Raw genomic sequence first — 14201 nt, forward strand, 5'->3', positions numbered from 1 at the left:
TATTTCCTCCTTTATTCCTATACAACTAGCTTTCCTATCTTCTAAGTATTTATCTATCTGCGAATCTGTTATTCACTTGGCTAAAGATAAAGGCCATAGTGCCTTTGCCACAAACTTTTCAAAAACGGTTTTTCTTTGCAGGAAGAAGGAGCTGAAAACATTCAAATTTTCAAGCTACTGCCTTCTCCGTTTGTTCCTATGTATGGGGTGAGTCTCTAAAGAGATTCACCCTATTTTTTTACTTTATAGACAACGATATTTTCAATTTATCAGCAAATTCGCTTTCTACCAGATAGCCTTCTGTATCATCTGGCGCCGGCTCTTTATAGCCAAGATTAGAAGCTTTCAGCTGAGACTGATCTGCAACTTTTCCAAGAACAATTCCTTTGTCGAAAGATTTCAGAAGCTTGCTTAAATCGTCGTAACCGTTCACTGCATTAAAGACTGAACCATACAAGAGATACACGCCGACCTGGGCGCCATTTTGTATGATTTGAATAAATAACTTCTCTGCTTCCTTATCAATATCTGCAAGGAAATAGGAGATGTTAGGGATAACGAGAACCAAAGGTTTTACTTTTAGGAGGAACTCCTTCAGATTTGCAACCTCGCCGCTGTCCTTCATATCCTCATAATCATCTTCTCTGTCTTCAATAAATTCGATGATTTTTTGACACATTGACAGGAAGTTTTCTTTTTCAGAGCTGTAGCCAAAAGCTGTTTCCTGATATTCTGCCAGATTTTCTTCCTGATCATCAAAAATCATATAATCATAATGATTTGATTCAGCGATAAAGCCTTGCAGACTATGCATACAGTTCACTAAACGCTCATACTTTGGTGCGAAAACTGGCAAATGCTTGTAAGCTGCAAAAGAGACAGTGATCGGTTCTACTGTTTCATAATGCAGACCAATCGGCATATGACCTTCTGAAATAAGCTGTTGTACACGTTTTTTCTGCTTGAATTCTTCAAAATAAAGAACTTCCGGCACCATTGGTATTTCTTCAGGGCGTTCACCTGTCCAGTAGGCATCCATTTCCGCAACTTCGTCTTGAATGGCTTCAATGATTTGTAGTGTATCCTCCCCTGCAGCCGGTAGAGCTGTTTGGAATAGCTCAGGTTCTTCCAGCTTAATCAGTCCACGCCCTGGCAGGTCGTCGATAGTCAATGTTGTACGTCCCACAATTGAGCGCGGCTCTGCATCATCAATCAGCTTCAACGCAATCTGCAGCTTGATGTTGCTTGAAAGGTTCATCCGCATAGAATTTTGACGTCCAGCCGACAATACCAGATGAAGGCCGATACCGGCTCCTTCACGGGCAACCTGTGTAATCACTTTGTCCAGAAGCTCTTCAAACTTAGCTCCCTTCATCCCTTCGTATCCATCCAACAGGATTAGGATAATCGGCTCTTCTTTGCCGCTGGCTTTTTCGTACATTTCCAGACTGGCTACAGAAAACTCACTTAGCAATTTCTTACGGCGTTTCAGCTCATCGCTAATTCTTCGTGCGAATTTAGCAATTTTTTCTTCTTCATCAATGCTCATCGTATCTGCTACATGAGGCAGCTTCTTCAAAGGTAATAGTCCATTGGTTCCAAAGTCCAATAGATAAACGTTCAGGCGTTCCGGATTGTGCGTACGAGCAAGGTCCATAACCACCGTCTGCATAAAGGTACTTTTTCCATAGCCTGGACTACTGAATACAGCAATATGTCCTTCGTGTGTCATGTTCACGTTTAAGGTTTCCTGCGCCTGCATACTTGGAATATCAACTACACCAAGGGTAGGTTCTAACTGTTGTTTCTCTGTTACCCAAGCTTCCTTGAAATTCGTTGGATGCAGCTCGCTGACAATAATTCTTTCTTCCAGCGGCGGCAGCCATGGTCTTGGCAGCGGCGTAATATTTTCCTGATTTGCTACATCATGAATTCCATCGATAATTGCATCCAATTCAGTTGGAATCTGTTTGACATCTTCTGCATTTTCCAGTCCGCTTAAATCTTCGCTTAGGATTTCGTACTGTCCCAGCTCATTGACTAGATAAATCGTATGATCCTCAATCTGCTGATCGTCTTTATCCGGCTGATAGTCCGCCCCGCTCCATGCACTTTGGAACAACTCATAAATTTCGTTATTCCCAACTTGAAGATAAGAACGTCCTGCCTGTGTGATTTCAGCGGCATCTGCTGTTTTCAGCATTTCCATACTATCTGATTTGTCGGCAACCTTCAGACATAGCTTGAATTTCGAGTTACTCCAGATTTGATCATTTACTACCCCAGAAGGCTTCTGAGTTGCTAAGATTAAGTGAATTCCCAAAGAACGACCGATACGGGCTGTTGAAACCAGCTCCTTCATAAATTCCGGCTGTTCTGATTTCAGTTCGGCGAACTCATCACTAATCAGGAATAAGTGAGGCATTGGTTCATCGACATCACCGTTTTTGTATAGCTTCTGGTACTGGTTAATATGGTTTACGTTGTTCTCTGAGAATAAACGCTGGCGTCTTTTTAACTCGGCATTGATAGAAATCAAGGCCCGCATACTTTGTGCGCCATCCAGATTGGTAATGCTTCCCAGCAAATGAGGCAGGTTTCTAAAGAGATTGGCCATCCCCCCGCCCTTATAGTCAATCAGTAGAAAGGCAACATCATACGGGTGAAAATTCACAGCTAAACTTAGGATATAGCTTTGAACAATTTCCGATTTACCTGAACCTGTCGTCCCGGCAACTAGTCCGTGTGGTCCATGCGCTTTTTCATGGAGATTCAGATAAACAATATCATCCTTCCCGCGAAGTCCCAGTGGTACCGCCAGTGTTTTATGCGGTGAATTTTGTGCCCAGCGCTGCGTTACATTGAACTCATCGAAGGTTTCAATCCCATACATTTCTAAGAAAGTAACAGATTCCGGAATGCTGGATTTTAGATTTTGTAAATGATTCAATGGCGCTAGTAAACGAGGCAGAGCCTCCTTATCAAACCCTGGCGGGAAATGATCCAGCTTAAATGCCGTGTTCATCAATTTTCCTTGTTCCAGCAAAAGAACTCCGGTATTTCGGTCGCGGATATCAATAACTGTCTTGATATTATCTGATAAGCTGCTCATAACATCTTCTACAAAAATCACGCTGCAGCCTAATGCACTAGGGTCCTCATTAAAGAATTCCATAATGACATGGTCAAGAATTAGCTTCTCATCCGTAATCATAACTACATAGTGCGGAGTGAAAATTGTACTATCGCGACTTCCTTTGTTTTCTTCCATCGCATTTTTACGATTTTTCAGAATCTGATTCAGACTGTTTAGTACCTGATCCCGACTTCGCTGATTATAAACAAATCCACGAACATTAACGTCCTGCAGCTTCGCATGAGGCAGCCAGCGCATCCACTCCCACTGGTCCTTCTCAGCCTCAGGAAAAATCGAAATAAACTGTAAGTCATGGTAGCTGTGGAATAACGACAGCTGATTTACCAACAGATGAAGCTGCTCCAACACAAGATTTCTCGGGCCAATGTAGCCTACTGGTCCGTGAACCAGATTAGCCAGAATCGGCATATCCTCCAATTGAAGACTTTTGAGATACAACTCATAGCCCAGCTTTTCAAGTGCATCTGTTTCTTTCCCACGCTCACGGTTGGAGTAGTCAATGTTGCTTGTACTATCTACTCGTCCTAAACCAAGACGATAGTATAGAAAATCAAAATGCAGTGCTGTTTTTTCATAAATTCTCGGGCTATATGTTTTTCCCATTTCCAAAATCTCTGAAACATTCGGATAATGGTAGTGCTGACCTTGCCGCTGTTTTTCATTCAGCTGATACATTTCAACTGACTTATCGACTAGGTATTGGTTGTATTTGACCTCACGATCAATCAAGCTTTGCTTATGTTCCCTTTTATTTTTAAAATAGTTCTGAACAGAAAAGATAATCGTCATCAATGTAGTAGCCGCACTGGCAATGACCAGCATCCCGCTGGAACGCATGAATGCCATTACCCCAGTTACCGCCAGCATAGCAAGAGGCGGAACAATGATTTTTATTAGTTGTTCTTTGGGTTCTTCTTTTGGATCGCTAGGCGCATTAATAATGACCTTTTCTTCTGGTTCCCTGTAGATAATCCGCGGCGAGCGGTGAAAATCAGGATACTCATCATACATTTCATAACGGGAACGATAAATTTCACAAAAATTAGAATTTAGTACAGTTCCCTGCGTTGCATGAATTTCATGTGCGTAGACTTTCAAGGTATGTCTGTCAAATGACAACTCGTCCCCTTTTTCCAGCAAGTATTCTGTACCCGTTATCAGCTGATTGTTCAACGTAATCGTGCCGCCCAGCAAGGTCATTTTCCATTTTTCGCCGGATTTTTCTAAAACTGCTGAAAACTCAGAGTCAGCAATCGTTAGTGATGCTCCTTTTTCATTTCCGATAATAATTTCTTTTTTATCCAACAAATCAAAAATCTTCATTTTTTCAGCGGCTGTCAGTAGAATCGTTAGTTCTTTCCCACTATTCAGCGAAATTTGATGACGCTCATTTTTTGATACTGCTTGTTCAGTATCACCATTTTTCAACAACCATTCACCATCGTAGCGTAGAGAAAGCTGCTCCTCTTCCGACAGCGGCAAGTGAAGATCGGCCTGATTATCATTAGAAAGCAAAAACTCTTTCTCTTGATCGAGTAGGAGCTGATAGCGATAGCCTTCAAAATAGATGACCGCTTGCATTTTTCCCATCTAATTGCCCTCCTGCTGCGTGCTTTCCGTTGTCTGTTCGGCTTCTTCTACACCTAGGTCACGTTTTTCACGATATTTTTGATAATCATCTTCCAGTTTAGAAATTGTTTCTTCTTTTTCAGTTCCTGACATAGCAGCATCATTACGAACTTGTTCAATTTTCTGTGTAATACCATAAAGAATCAAATCAGAATCCTCTAACTTTTTCGCTACGTCCAATGCTTCATCCAAATTTCCCCGGCCATTTTCAATCCAGTAATCCAGATAATTTTCATCTGAGCGCAGGGTAATATTGTTTAAAACAACTGTTTTCTGTTTATCCTGTAAAGCTTCTCCCTGGACAAAACTGTATGCTAGTTCATATTTTTGCGTATAAGGAATAGCATCTGTTTTTACCGGCTCCAACGTTGTAATAACTGCTTCATAGTCATTTTTCAAAAAGGCGGTATCTGTGTCCTGCATCCGATCTAAAAACGGCATCCGGAAAAACAACAGATAAATCAGCGGAATAGCCAATGCAACAGCTAAAATAGGCAACCAAATCGACAGCTGTTTCATCACTGTAAAACGTGTCTTACTGACTTTCCGCGTCGTTTTCTCTGTATGCATCACTGTTTGGTCATAATTTTCAATCAGGTACTGTCTGATTTCTTCAAAACTGCCCAAATTAATGACTGTTTGAATAAATTTTGACCCTTTTTTGATATCCAGCTGTCCTTCATACAGCTTAGAAAAATCTTGATTCCCTTCAAATAGAGTAATAATCAAGCTTTTGTACTGACGCAGCAACAACTCTTCATTAATTACTTGAGGCGGCATCTTCCCTTCCAACCCCCGGTAAGCAATAACCGGCATTAAATTGTAATCAAAAAGAATATTTTCTGGATGGATAAAAAATGTCAGCGGTAATTCCAACAGCTGCTTCACTGTTGCCACATTGACCATTGCCCGTAACTTATCTTCCTTTGAATGAGAAGTCAGCTCAGAAAAAGTGATTTTTTCCTTTGGCAGCTGATAAGTAAACGACACCGCATCCTCTTCCCAATGAATCTCTGTTGCCATCAATAAAGGATGGGCCACCTTTAATAAGGCTAAATCTTTTTCTTCATGCACCTGTACCTCTGATTTGCGCAGCGTAAGCAGCCAGCTTGCCGCGTTCTTTGTATATTCATACGTATGATTCTCAATCGTTATTGCTGCCAATGTTTCTTTAGCTGATTCCATGTACTTGCTCCTCCAACACTTCTATAATATCCCCGTCCGTAATCGGGAAATCCTTAAGCCTTTTTTCTTCATCTAAAAGTATTCCTTTATTAGAAACCTTCAACTGATACTTTTTCAACTCTTTATTTCTCCCAAATATCTGGTTTAGCTCTCTGATAAAACGATAAACCGTAATATTATTGGGAATACGTAAATCAACCATTTTCTCTTTATTATCGTTATAAACTAATGTGATATTAATATGCTCTTTGCTATCTGCCATCTGCTTTTCCTCTTTTTCTTGAATGATACAAAAACAGTGCTGCACCAGTCAGTATCGCTGTTCCTATAAGTAGCGGAAGCAGCGAAGGCGGAGCAGCAGCGAGTGTTCCCGCTGTCTCCTGCTTTGCCAGTTTCACTGTTTCCCCATCGGCAAACAGCTCCTCTGTATCAAACTCTTTCACTGCCGGCGCCTCAACTAAAAAGTATTCAGCCTTTTCCTGTTCTTTTGCTTGTGCCTGCACTTCTTCTGCATGCTTCACTCGTTCTATCATTTCTGCATCAAATAGACGGTCTTCAGCAATGAAGCTTTGTGTCTTATTATCTGCTCCCTGCTCTTTGTTAAGACGGTCTGTTTTTAAATCCAGCTCATTATCCAGCAGCGTTTCTTTAGCTGCAGCAGTTTGCGAAAAGGTTCCCAAACCAATAATCGAAATTGCTAAAATCAGCCATTTTTTCATTTCTTAGCCACTTCCTTTGCCTTTTTCCGAGGCTTCCAGATGAAGATGTTAAACGCTACTAAGGCAGCAATAACCAGTACATATAAAATGATTTTCATAACATCCAACGGATTATTGGATAGGATATCTGCCAGATTATTTTCACCTATCGACAGCGGATTAATCTGTCGGATAAACCCAACCATCGGATTGTTTTCCTTACTCTTACCAATCGCATTCGTGACAAACACGTAGCTGATAAATAAGAAGAGACTCAATCCGAAACCAGCAACATGGAATTGTTTCAATGCATAATGGTTCATCAGTGAGAAAATCAGCATGAAAATCATCACCATCATAATCCAAACAATCTGTGCCTCCTTGGTAATAGCAAGCTCACCAATGCTTAACAGCGCCAGTATCAGTCCAACTAAAACAGCACTTGTACTCAACAAGATAGTTTCCATAATATTGTCTTTGAACCATAGCTGATCACGCTTGAATCTATCTTTAATTCGACGGACAACCGGCTGTGTAGCAAAGAGATAAGCAATAAATAAGCTCAAGGTGAACATTATCAAAATCCACGTAAACGGCTGATTAACTTCCGTTGTCTGAATGGTTGCCTCTGCATTACCAGTAACTGGATTGGCAATAAACTGCAGCAATGTGTTGTTCGGTACACCGTCTTCATACGCATTGTTTAATACTTTGACAAAGGCATCTACAAAGCTGGAATTATTTTCCAGTTCTTTATTCAGATCCTCCATGATTAAATCGGCATTGTTCGACAAATCTTCACTATTTTTCTGTGCATTAGCAACCTCTTTGTTAAAGCCGTCAAAGACGCTTTTCACGCCATTTGCTTCTTCCACATTTTGCTGAGAAGATTCTTTAACCATTTCTGATTGTGCCAAAATGGCTTTTAATGTGTCATTAATCGAATCGATTTCAGTATCCGTTTGATCGTTCATTGATTTGACTAGATCTTCGCTGGATTTTAATGATTCAGAAGTTTCCTGCCATGTACTCAACAATTCCAACTGTGTAGCTACTGAAGAATTTAGGGTACTTGTATTACTTTGAATTTCTCCAAGGGTTTTATTAATTTGCTCATTTTTTGTTTCCATAGATACAGCAAGATCTTTTAAGGTATGCAGCTGCGTCCATTGCTTTTCAAAATCACCTTCACTGTTCATAAATGACTGATTCAACACAGACTTGAAAACGTCAGTTAGCTTCATATCAAGGAAGGTATGGAAAGTGATAAATGGATAATCTGAATATTCTTTTAGTTCTTCATCTACCGTTTTATAGAGCTCTAAAATTTTTCCAATTTCTTCAGAGTATTCGCGTTTGGCATTTTGATACTCTGTCGAAAGAAAGACAGATGTGTCTAGGGATTGCTCCCATTCAACATAATAACCAGCCTGAGCTCTCGTCAATGCATCTGCTGAATGAGGAGCTATATCTTCAAGAGATTCTGTGCTATCTCCTGTTTCAGTTTCATTCTCTGCTTCATTCTCACTAACTGAGCTCTCATCGGTTAAAAGGTCCGTTGATTCTTCAGACATTTCTTCAAGTGAGTCATCCGTGACTCCCTCAATTTCATCTGAGTTCGTCGTATTCATTGGCTGAATAAGTATGTTTTGCTCATCTTGAACTATTTCATATCTAACTGGTTCTACTGACCCTCCATTATCATCCACTTTTGACTGTACAGCCTTGATGGTCATAGTTGGGTCTTGTACAGATTCATCATACGCAGTTTCAAATTTATAATTAACTTTAAGCTCTCTCTTTGTTCCTTTAGTTACTATATATTTCTGTGGAATAACTCCGTCAGCCGTCATTCTTTTGGCATTATCAACTGACATGACATCCACACCAACTGGAGGATTAATATACAGGTAAGAATTTTCTCCGACATTTCTCCAAGTGATTTTAAAAGAACGGTTGTATTGAGAACGAGTAGATATATTCTCTCTAAGATTCAGTAGAGCATCATGTTTCTTCTTCAACTCACTATAGTAACTACCATATCCTGTGTCCACATCCGCATTATCTGCAGAAAAATCTAATAATGGCACTGCAATATAAGGATCAAGATCCTTCCACTGATCAACGCCATAATACTTATCATTTTCAGCAATAATCTGTGCATTGATATCATTGATTTTTTCATTAATTTTTCCTGTACCGTTTAAGTAACTTTCAATTTCAGTTAACGGATTTCCTAAGCCGCTAGTCGAATTCCAGTATGGAGCATTATCATAGTGGAAAATCGATGCAAAGGCATCAAACTCAGCAGTATTCCGAACTGGAAGTAAGTTTAATCGATCCTGCATTTTTTTAACATATTTTGTATTGAACTCAGAAATGTTTTTAAAGGCATCAGTTGATTCATTATTTTCTAAATCAGGATCAGAGTTATCATTTTTCTTCAGTACATCCCTCAACGTAATTTCCGGATACGTTTCTCCTTCTATAGGAGCTTTGTAGCCAAAGGAAAGATAAAACTGCTCTTCATAGGTTCCAAAGAAATTGTCCCTTAATTTATTCAATGCTTCAATTTGTTCTTCAATATCTAATTTGGATTGTTCGAAGTCTCCTGTCAGACCAGCCATCTGCTGGAAATACTCCCCTTCTTCCATTGAAATAAAATTATTCGTAAAGAATTCATTTACCTTGTCTACTTGTCCAAACAGCTGATTCGTTTCAGAATTTAAAATACTACTGTCTAATGAAAGCAATATCTCTACAAACTCTTCATATGTCAGTTTGCCATCTGCTCGCTGCTGCAGCAGCTGTTCCAGAATAGAAGAATAATCTTTATGGCTATCCACTAATGAAGTCGTTGTATCTGTAAAGCTCGTTAATAAATCAGCCAACAAATTATTGGACTGTAAAGCACTATCTGATTGACTAGTGATTGCTGGTAAATAGTTTTTAAAATCAATTGTCGGCTGATACAAGATATTCTGGAACTCGTCAACCGAAGCCGTCTGATTGGTATAAACCTTTTCAATATTTTTTTGTGCAGTAAACAAATTATCAATAATACTGACAACATACATATCTACCAGCTGCTGATTCAGTCCGCTGACAATCCGACGCCCGACGCTCTTAGATTCATTCTCCAATGCACTATTGCCATTGGAATTAATTTTGTAATTGATTTGAACCTTCTCTGGAGAAGTACTGTCTAACTCAAGTAATTTATCAGAAAAACTGCTGGGAATCGTTACTAATAAATTATATGTACCATTCTTTAGACCGCTCTCGCCTATTCCCCGAGATACTGTATACCAGTTATGATCGGTATCCTTCTCAATCTTCTTCACATAGTCAGCACCTAAATGATAGGTTCTGCCATTACGTGTTACCCCTACATCCTCATTAACTAAGGCTATGTTCAGTCTGGTTTCTTCTTCCTGTTCTTTTTTTGCAGAAATATCGGTGAAATCACGATTCATAAATATAAGGGTAATAAGAAGGATCACTACCATCCAAACAGACCTTAAAATATAATAAAGTTTCTTATTATTCATCTCCACTCTCCTAAAAATAAAATAAAAACTATTTATAACTAAAAATATAATTACATAAAGAACTAAATAAACTTCTATTAAAAAGATAAACTATTTTTTGGATAACAAAAAAGAATAGGGGGAGGTTGAACCCCCGCTCTATTCCTTCTGCGTTACTTTCATTCGTTACAAAAGTAACCGTTGTTTTTATTGTAAACCGTAAACTTTTGAAAGCTGTTCATCAGTTTCTCTCATGATTCTAGCGCTTTCGTTCAGTTGTGAATTGATATCTCTTAATAATTCAGCAAACTGTTGTACTTTTGGTGACAGTTCTTGGAATTGAGCATCAAATTGTCTCGCAGCTTCACCTTCCCAGATACCAAGGATTACTTGCTGCTCGCTTGTTAAGTTTTGTAGTACTTGATCGATATCGTCAGCACCTGTACCATATTTCTTTGCTGAATCTTCTAAAGCACCAAAATCCATTTTCATATTACCAGCCATTTTACATTCCTCCAATTATAATTAATATTTATATAGAAAGTTTCTTATTCTTTCTAACAGAGTAATTTTACCATACTTCTTTATTCATAGTATCTAAATGTAAAAACTTGCAGTTTATAAGTAAAAAATAGCATATTATACAAATTTAATCATTTCGTTCAATTTGTTCGTTAGACGTTCTAAATTACTTTTTATTTTCACTAAAAAAACAAAAAAAGCAGTACATTTTTTCTAGTATCGAAAAAACTATACTGCCCTTTTTGATTTCTATTAAATAAATAGAAAACTACTTTATTGATTTTACTCTTCTTTGATTTACAAAAAAAGCATATTTTGATTTCAAATCCTCTTTAAAGGTTCTGCTAATAGAAATAGCTGCCTCGCTTATCCCAGTTTCACTTTTCGTTCGAACGAATACCTCACCATTGACCACTTTTGTCACATAGTTAAGATTGACTACATAGCTGCCGTGAATCCGGATAAACAAATCAGGATTTAATTTATTCATAATTTCAGACATTGTTAAATAACTCTTATAGATTTCATTTTCTGTGTGGATATAGGCAATTCTGCCTGACTTTCCAATATATGAAATATCATTCATTGAAAGAAGAAAGTTTCTTTTCTTAAAGGAAAACTCAAAATAAGGATGAATGGTATTAAAATATCTACGGGCCCGTTCAACTGTTTCTTTTAGCGTTTCAAATAGAACTGGCTTTAGCAGGTAGTCAAAGGTTTGAAATTTGAATACCGATGCCATCTTCTCCATATCCTCTGATAGAAAAATAATTAACGCTTCAAGATTACTCTCTCTTATAGCCTCAGCAGCTTCTATCCCTGAGAGCTGTTTTCCTTCAACTGCTAAAAAATAAATATCAAACCTTTCTTCCTCTGCTCCTATTGCCTTTAACAAGTCTAGCCCACTATCAAATGTAGCCAGTTCATGCTCTTGACTCGCCAGCGACAATAACAGAGATTGTAAAAGATTCAAATCATCAACATTTTCATCAAATAATGCAATTCTCATTTCCCTCTCCTCCAGCAACCTTTTTCACCTTTTTTAATTAGAGCTCCAACATGCTCTATATAGTTATAATACCACAAAAAGCCGAGAATTATTCTCAAAAAATGAAATCATTATCTTTTTACTTCGTTTATTTCACCTACAAAGGAAATAAAAAACAGTCTGAAGAAATTTTCTTTAGACTGTTGCAGTGATTTCATGTTTATAAAATAAAAAATATCTTATATCTTTTCAATCCAGCCTGCTGGTGCTTCCACATCACCAAACTGAATTCCCGTTAGTTCATCATACAATTTTTGCGTAACTGGACCTACCTCAGTTTCACTATAAAAAACATGGAAAGAATCAAATGTCTGGATGCCGCCTATTGGTGAGATAACAGCAGCTGTTCCACAGGCTCCAGCCTCTGAATATTGATCCAGCTGATCCAAATACACATCCCCTTCTAAAACTTCCATCCCCAGCCGATGCTCAGCCAGATAAAGCAAAGAATACTTGGTAATGCTTGGTAAAATCGACGGCGATAGCGGCGTTACAAAACGATTGTCCGCAGTAATACCAAAGAAGTTTGCCGAGCCCACCTCTTCAATCTTTGTATGTGTTTCAGGATCAAGATAGATACAGTCAGAGAATTTTCGTTCATGAGCCTGCTCTCCCGGGTACAAGCTAGCAGCATAATTCCCGCCAACTTTCACTGCCCCTGTTCCTTGCGGGGCTGCTCGATCATAATCAGAGACGATAAAGTTCGTTGGTGTCAACCCACCCTTAAAGTAGGCACCAACTGGCATACAGAAGACCGTGAATAAATACTCTGGCGCAGGGTTTACACCAATCCCAGGACCAATCCCAATCAACAAAGGGCGAATATATAATGTCGCACCTGTCCCGTAAGGTGGAACATAATCACTATTTGCTCGTACCACCTCTTTTACCGCTTGAACAAACTTCTCTTCCGGCACTTTAGCCATCAATAAACGTTCTGCACTACGATTCATTCTCCTTGCATTTTCTTCCACCCGAAACAAGTTGATAGAACCATCTTTACATCGATAGGCTTTAAGACCTTCAAAGCTCTGCTGTCCGTAATGGAGAGCGGCTGATCCTTCATGAAGGTGCAGTGTATTGTCCTCCGTTAGTTGTCCTTCATCCCATTCGCCATCTTTCCAGATAGACAGATAACGGAATGGTGTTTTGATATAGTCAAAGCCCAAGTTTTCCCAATCGATCATTAATATTCCCCCTCATTTTTCAGAATATTGTAACATATTCTCTTATTGATTGTTAGATTTTTCTGAAAATTTTACTGAGAAAGCCAACAAAGCTGGCAGGTTTTCAACTTTTTGGGTAAAATAGAGAAAGTGTCATATTAAAGGAGGAAACACTATGTTTCTACTTCAACAAAGAACAACGTTACAGAGTACCACAGATTCATCAGGTCTATACATAACAGAAGAAACCGTAAAAAAAGTCAATGCTTTCCAACGGTACTGGCAGTCCATTGACTGGGATAAGATTACCGCAGTCATCATTGAAAAAGTCATTTATATTGCCTTTCTCATCCTTTTATTCTTATTAATTAATCGAATAGGTAAAGCCTTAATCAATCATTTATATAAAAATCAGATTGGTAAAAAGCAATCACTCAGCAATAGCCGTGTTAATACGCTGCATTTATTAACAAGAAATGCTTTTCAATACACACTGTTTTTCTTTTTTATCTACTCCTTGTTAAGTGTCATTGGCGTACCGATTGGATCGCTGCTGGCTGGAGCAGGTATCGCCGGTGTCGCCATTGGTTTAGGAGCTCAAGGCTTTATGAATGATATTATTACTGGCTTTTTCATCATCCTTGAACAACAGATGGATGTAGGAGATTATATTCGTCTGCTAGCCTTGGATATTGAAGGAACGGTCACTTCTATTGGTCTGAGGACAACCCAGCTAAAGTCATTGGATGGTACCGTCCATTTTATTCCCAACCGCAGCATCGTAACAATCAGCAATCTCTCACGCTCCAATATTCAAGTTATGATTGATGTTCGCATTGTGCCGGAAGAAGGGATTGAGCAAATCCAGCAAACAATCACTGAAGTAAATGAACGGCTTGCTGCCAAGCACGAAGAAGATATTCAGAATGGACCAACACTTTTTGGTATGGTTGATTTAGGCAACGGCAACTTTGCCATTCGTACGATTATGTATGTTCTCAATGGTAAACAGGCTTCCATTAAAGAAGATTTTCTTTCTCAATATGTCGTTGCTTTATCCGAAGCAGGCTTCAGTATTCCTAATAGCCCAATTACGATAAAATAAAAAAACTACCCATTGAAAAGTGGGTAGTTTTTTCGGCTCTATACTTTTTGATGTTGGTGGAATTCCACCAATATCTTTTTTATTTTCCAAAACAATAGAAAAGACACCTTGAAATCCTTTAGAATTAATTTGGCGAACCAATCCAAAAGGAGGAATCAAGA

The 14201-nt window shown here is 38.7% G+C and carries 10 protein-coding genes; 1 reads left to right on the plus strand and 9 read right to left on the minus strand.

Annotation, left to right across the window (positions count from 1 at the left end):
* Nucleotides 1–238: 238 nt before the first annotated feature.
* The 8 genes from essC to ACYSNQ_RS05335 all read right to left on the minus strand — a co-directional run bounded on the left by essC (nt 239) and on the right by ACYSNQ_RS05335 (nt 12956).
* Complete coding sequence (gene essC, locus ACYSNQ_RS05300; protein ID WP_426081787.1) at nt 239–4747, minus strand: type VII secretion protein EssC; 4509 nt, start codon at nt 4745–4747, stop codon at nt 239–241.
* Entirely contained in the window at nt 4748–5971 is a 1224-nt protein-coding gene (gene essB, locus ACYSNQ_RS05305) for a type VII secretion protein EssB (RefSeq protein ID WP_426081789.1), read from the minus strand.
* Nucleotides 5958–6233: an EsaB/YukD family protein gene (locus tag ACYSNQ_RS05310; RefSeq protein WP_426081790.1), complete on the minus strand. Its 276-nt coding sequence runs from the start codon at nt 6231–6233 to the stop codon at nt 5958–5960. Before ACYSNQ_RS05310 ends, essB begins: the two co-directional genes overlap by 14 nt.
* Nucleotides 6223–6690, minus strand: coding sequence for a hypothetical protein (locus ACYSNQ_RS05315; RefSeq protein ID WP_426081791.1), 468 nt, complete (start codon nt 6688–6690; stop codon nt 6223–6225). Before ACYSNQ_RS05315 ends, ACYSNQ_RS05310 begins: the two co-directional genes overlap by 11 nt.
* Nucleotides 6687–10220 (minus strand): type VII secretion protein EsaA, encoded by a 3534-nt coding sequence (gene esaA, locus ACYSNQ_RS05320; protein ID WP_426081792.1) that lies wholly within the window; start codon nt 10218–10220, stop codon nt 6687–6689. The genes ACYSNQ_RS05315 and esaA overlap by 4 nt, the downstream gene beginning before the upstream one ends.
* A 186-nt stretch (nt 10221–10406) precedes the next feature.
* Nucleotides 10407–10703 (minus strand): WXG100 family type VII secretion target, encoded by a 297-nt coding sequence (locus ACYSNQ_RS05325; protein WP_426081793.1) that lies wholly within the window; start codon nt 10701–10703, stop codon nt 10407–10409.
* A 286-nt stretch (nt 10704–10989) separates the two neighbouring features.
* Nucleotides 10990–11730 carry a LytR/AlgR family response regulator transcription factor gene (locus ACYSNQ_RS05330; RefSeq protein ID WP_426081794.1) on the minus strand — a complete coding sequence of 247 codons (741 nt, stop codon included), beginning with the start codon at nt 11728–11730 and terminating at the stop codon, nt 10990–10992.
* Between the two features lie 218 nt (nt 11731–11948).
* The gene (locus tag ACYSNQ_RS05335; protein ID WP_426081795.1) at nt 11949–12956 is read right to left on the minus strand and encodes a branched-chain amino acid aminotransferase; all 1008 of its coding nucleotides are present in this window, start codon (nt 12954–12956) and stop codon (nt 11949–11951) included.
* Between the two features lie 154 nt (nt 12957–13110).
* Between ACYSNQ_RS05335 and ACYSNQ_RS05340 the strand changes: the two genes are divergently transcribed.
* Nucleotides 13111–14040 (plus strand): mechanosensitive ion channel family protein, encoded by a 930-nt coding sequence (locus ACYSNQ_RS05340; RefSeq protein ID WP_426081796.1) that lies wholly within the window; start codon nt 13111–13113, stop codon nt 14038–14040.
* Here ACYSNQ_RS05340 and ACYSNQ_RS05345 read toward each other — a convergent pair.
* A partial coding sequence (locus ACYSNQ_RS05345; RefSeq protein ID WP_426081797.1) for a hypothetical protein occupies nt 13990–14201 on the minus strand: 212 nt, incomplete at its 5' end. The genes ACYSNQ_RS05340 and ACYSNQ_RS05345 overlap by 51 nt on opposite strands.

The organism is Enterococcus sp. LJL51 (genome assembly GCF_054871795.1).

What these genes read in the sequence shown, in the direction of transcription:
- esaA (WP_426081792.1), bottom strand. Translation starts at nt 10,220, where the DNA reads ATGAATAATAAGAAACTTTATTATATTTTAAGGTCTGTTTGGATGGTA.
- ACYSNQ_RS05340 (WP_426081796.1), top strand. Translation starts at nt 13,111, where the DNA reads ATGTTTCTACTTCAACAAAGAACAACGTTACAGAGTACCACAGATTCA.
- ACYSNQ_RS05310 (WP_426081790.1), bottom strand. Translation starts at nt 6,233, where the DNA reads ATGGCAGATAGCAAAGAGCATATTAATATCACATTAGTTTATAACGAT.
- essC (WP_426081787.1), bottom strand. Translation starts at nt 4,747, where the DNA reads ATGGGAAAAATGCAAGCGGTCATCTATTTTGAAGGCTATCGCTATCAG.
- essB (WP_426081789.1), bottom strand. Translation starts at nt 5,971, where the DNA reads ATGGAATCAGCTAAAGAAACATTGGCAGCAATAACGATTGAGAATCAT.
- ACYSNQ_RS05330 (WP_426081794.1), bottom strand. Translation starts at nt 11,730, where the DNA reads ATGAGAATTGCATTATTTGATGAAAATGTTGATGATTTGAATCTTTTA.
- ACYSNQ_RS05315 (WP_426081791.1), bottom strand. Translation starts at nt 6,690, where the DNA reads ATGAAAAAATGGCTGATTTTAGCAATTTCGATTATTGGTTTGGGAACC.
- ACYSNQ_RS05325 (WP_426081793.1), bottom strand. Translation starts at nt 10,703, where the DNA reads ATGGCTGGTAATATGAAAATGGATTTTGGTGCTTTAGAAGATTCAGCA.
- ACYSNQ_RS05335 (WP_426081795.1), bottom strand. Translation starts at nt 12,956, where the DNA reads ATGATCGATTGGGAAAACTTGGGCTTTGACTATATCAAAACACCATTC.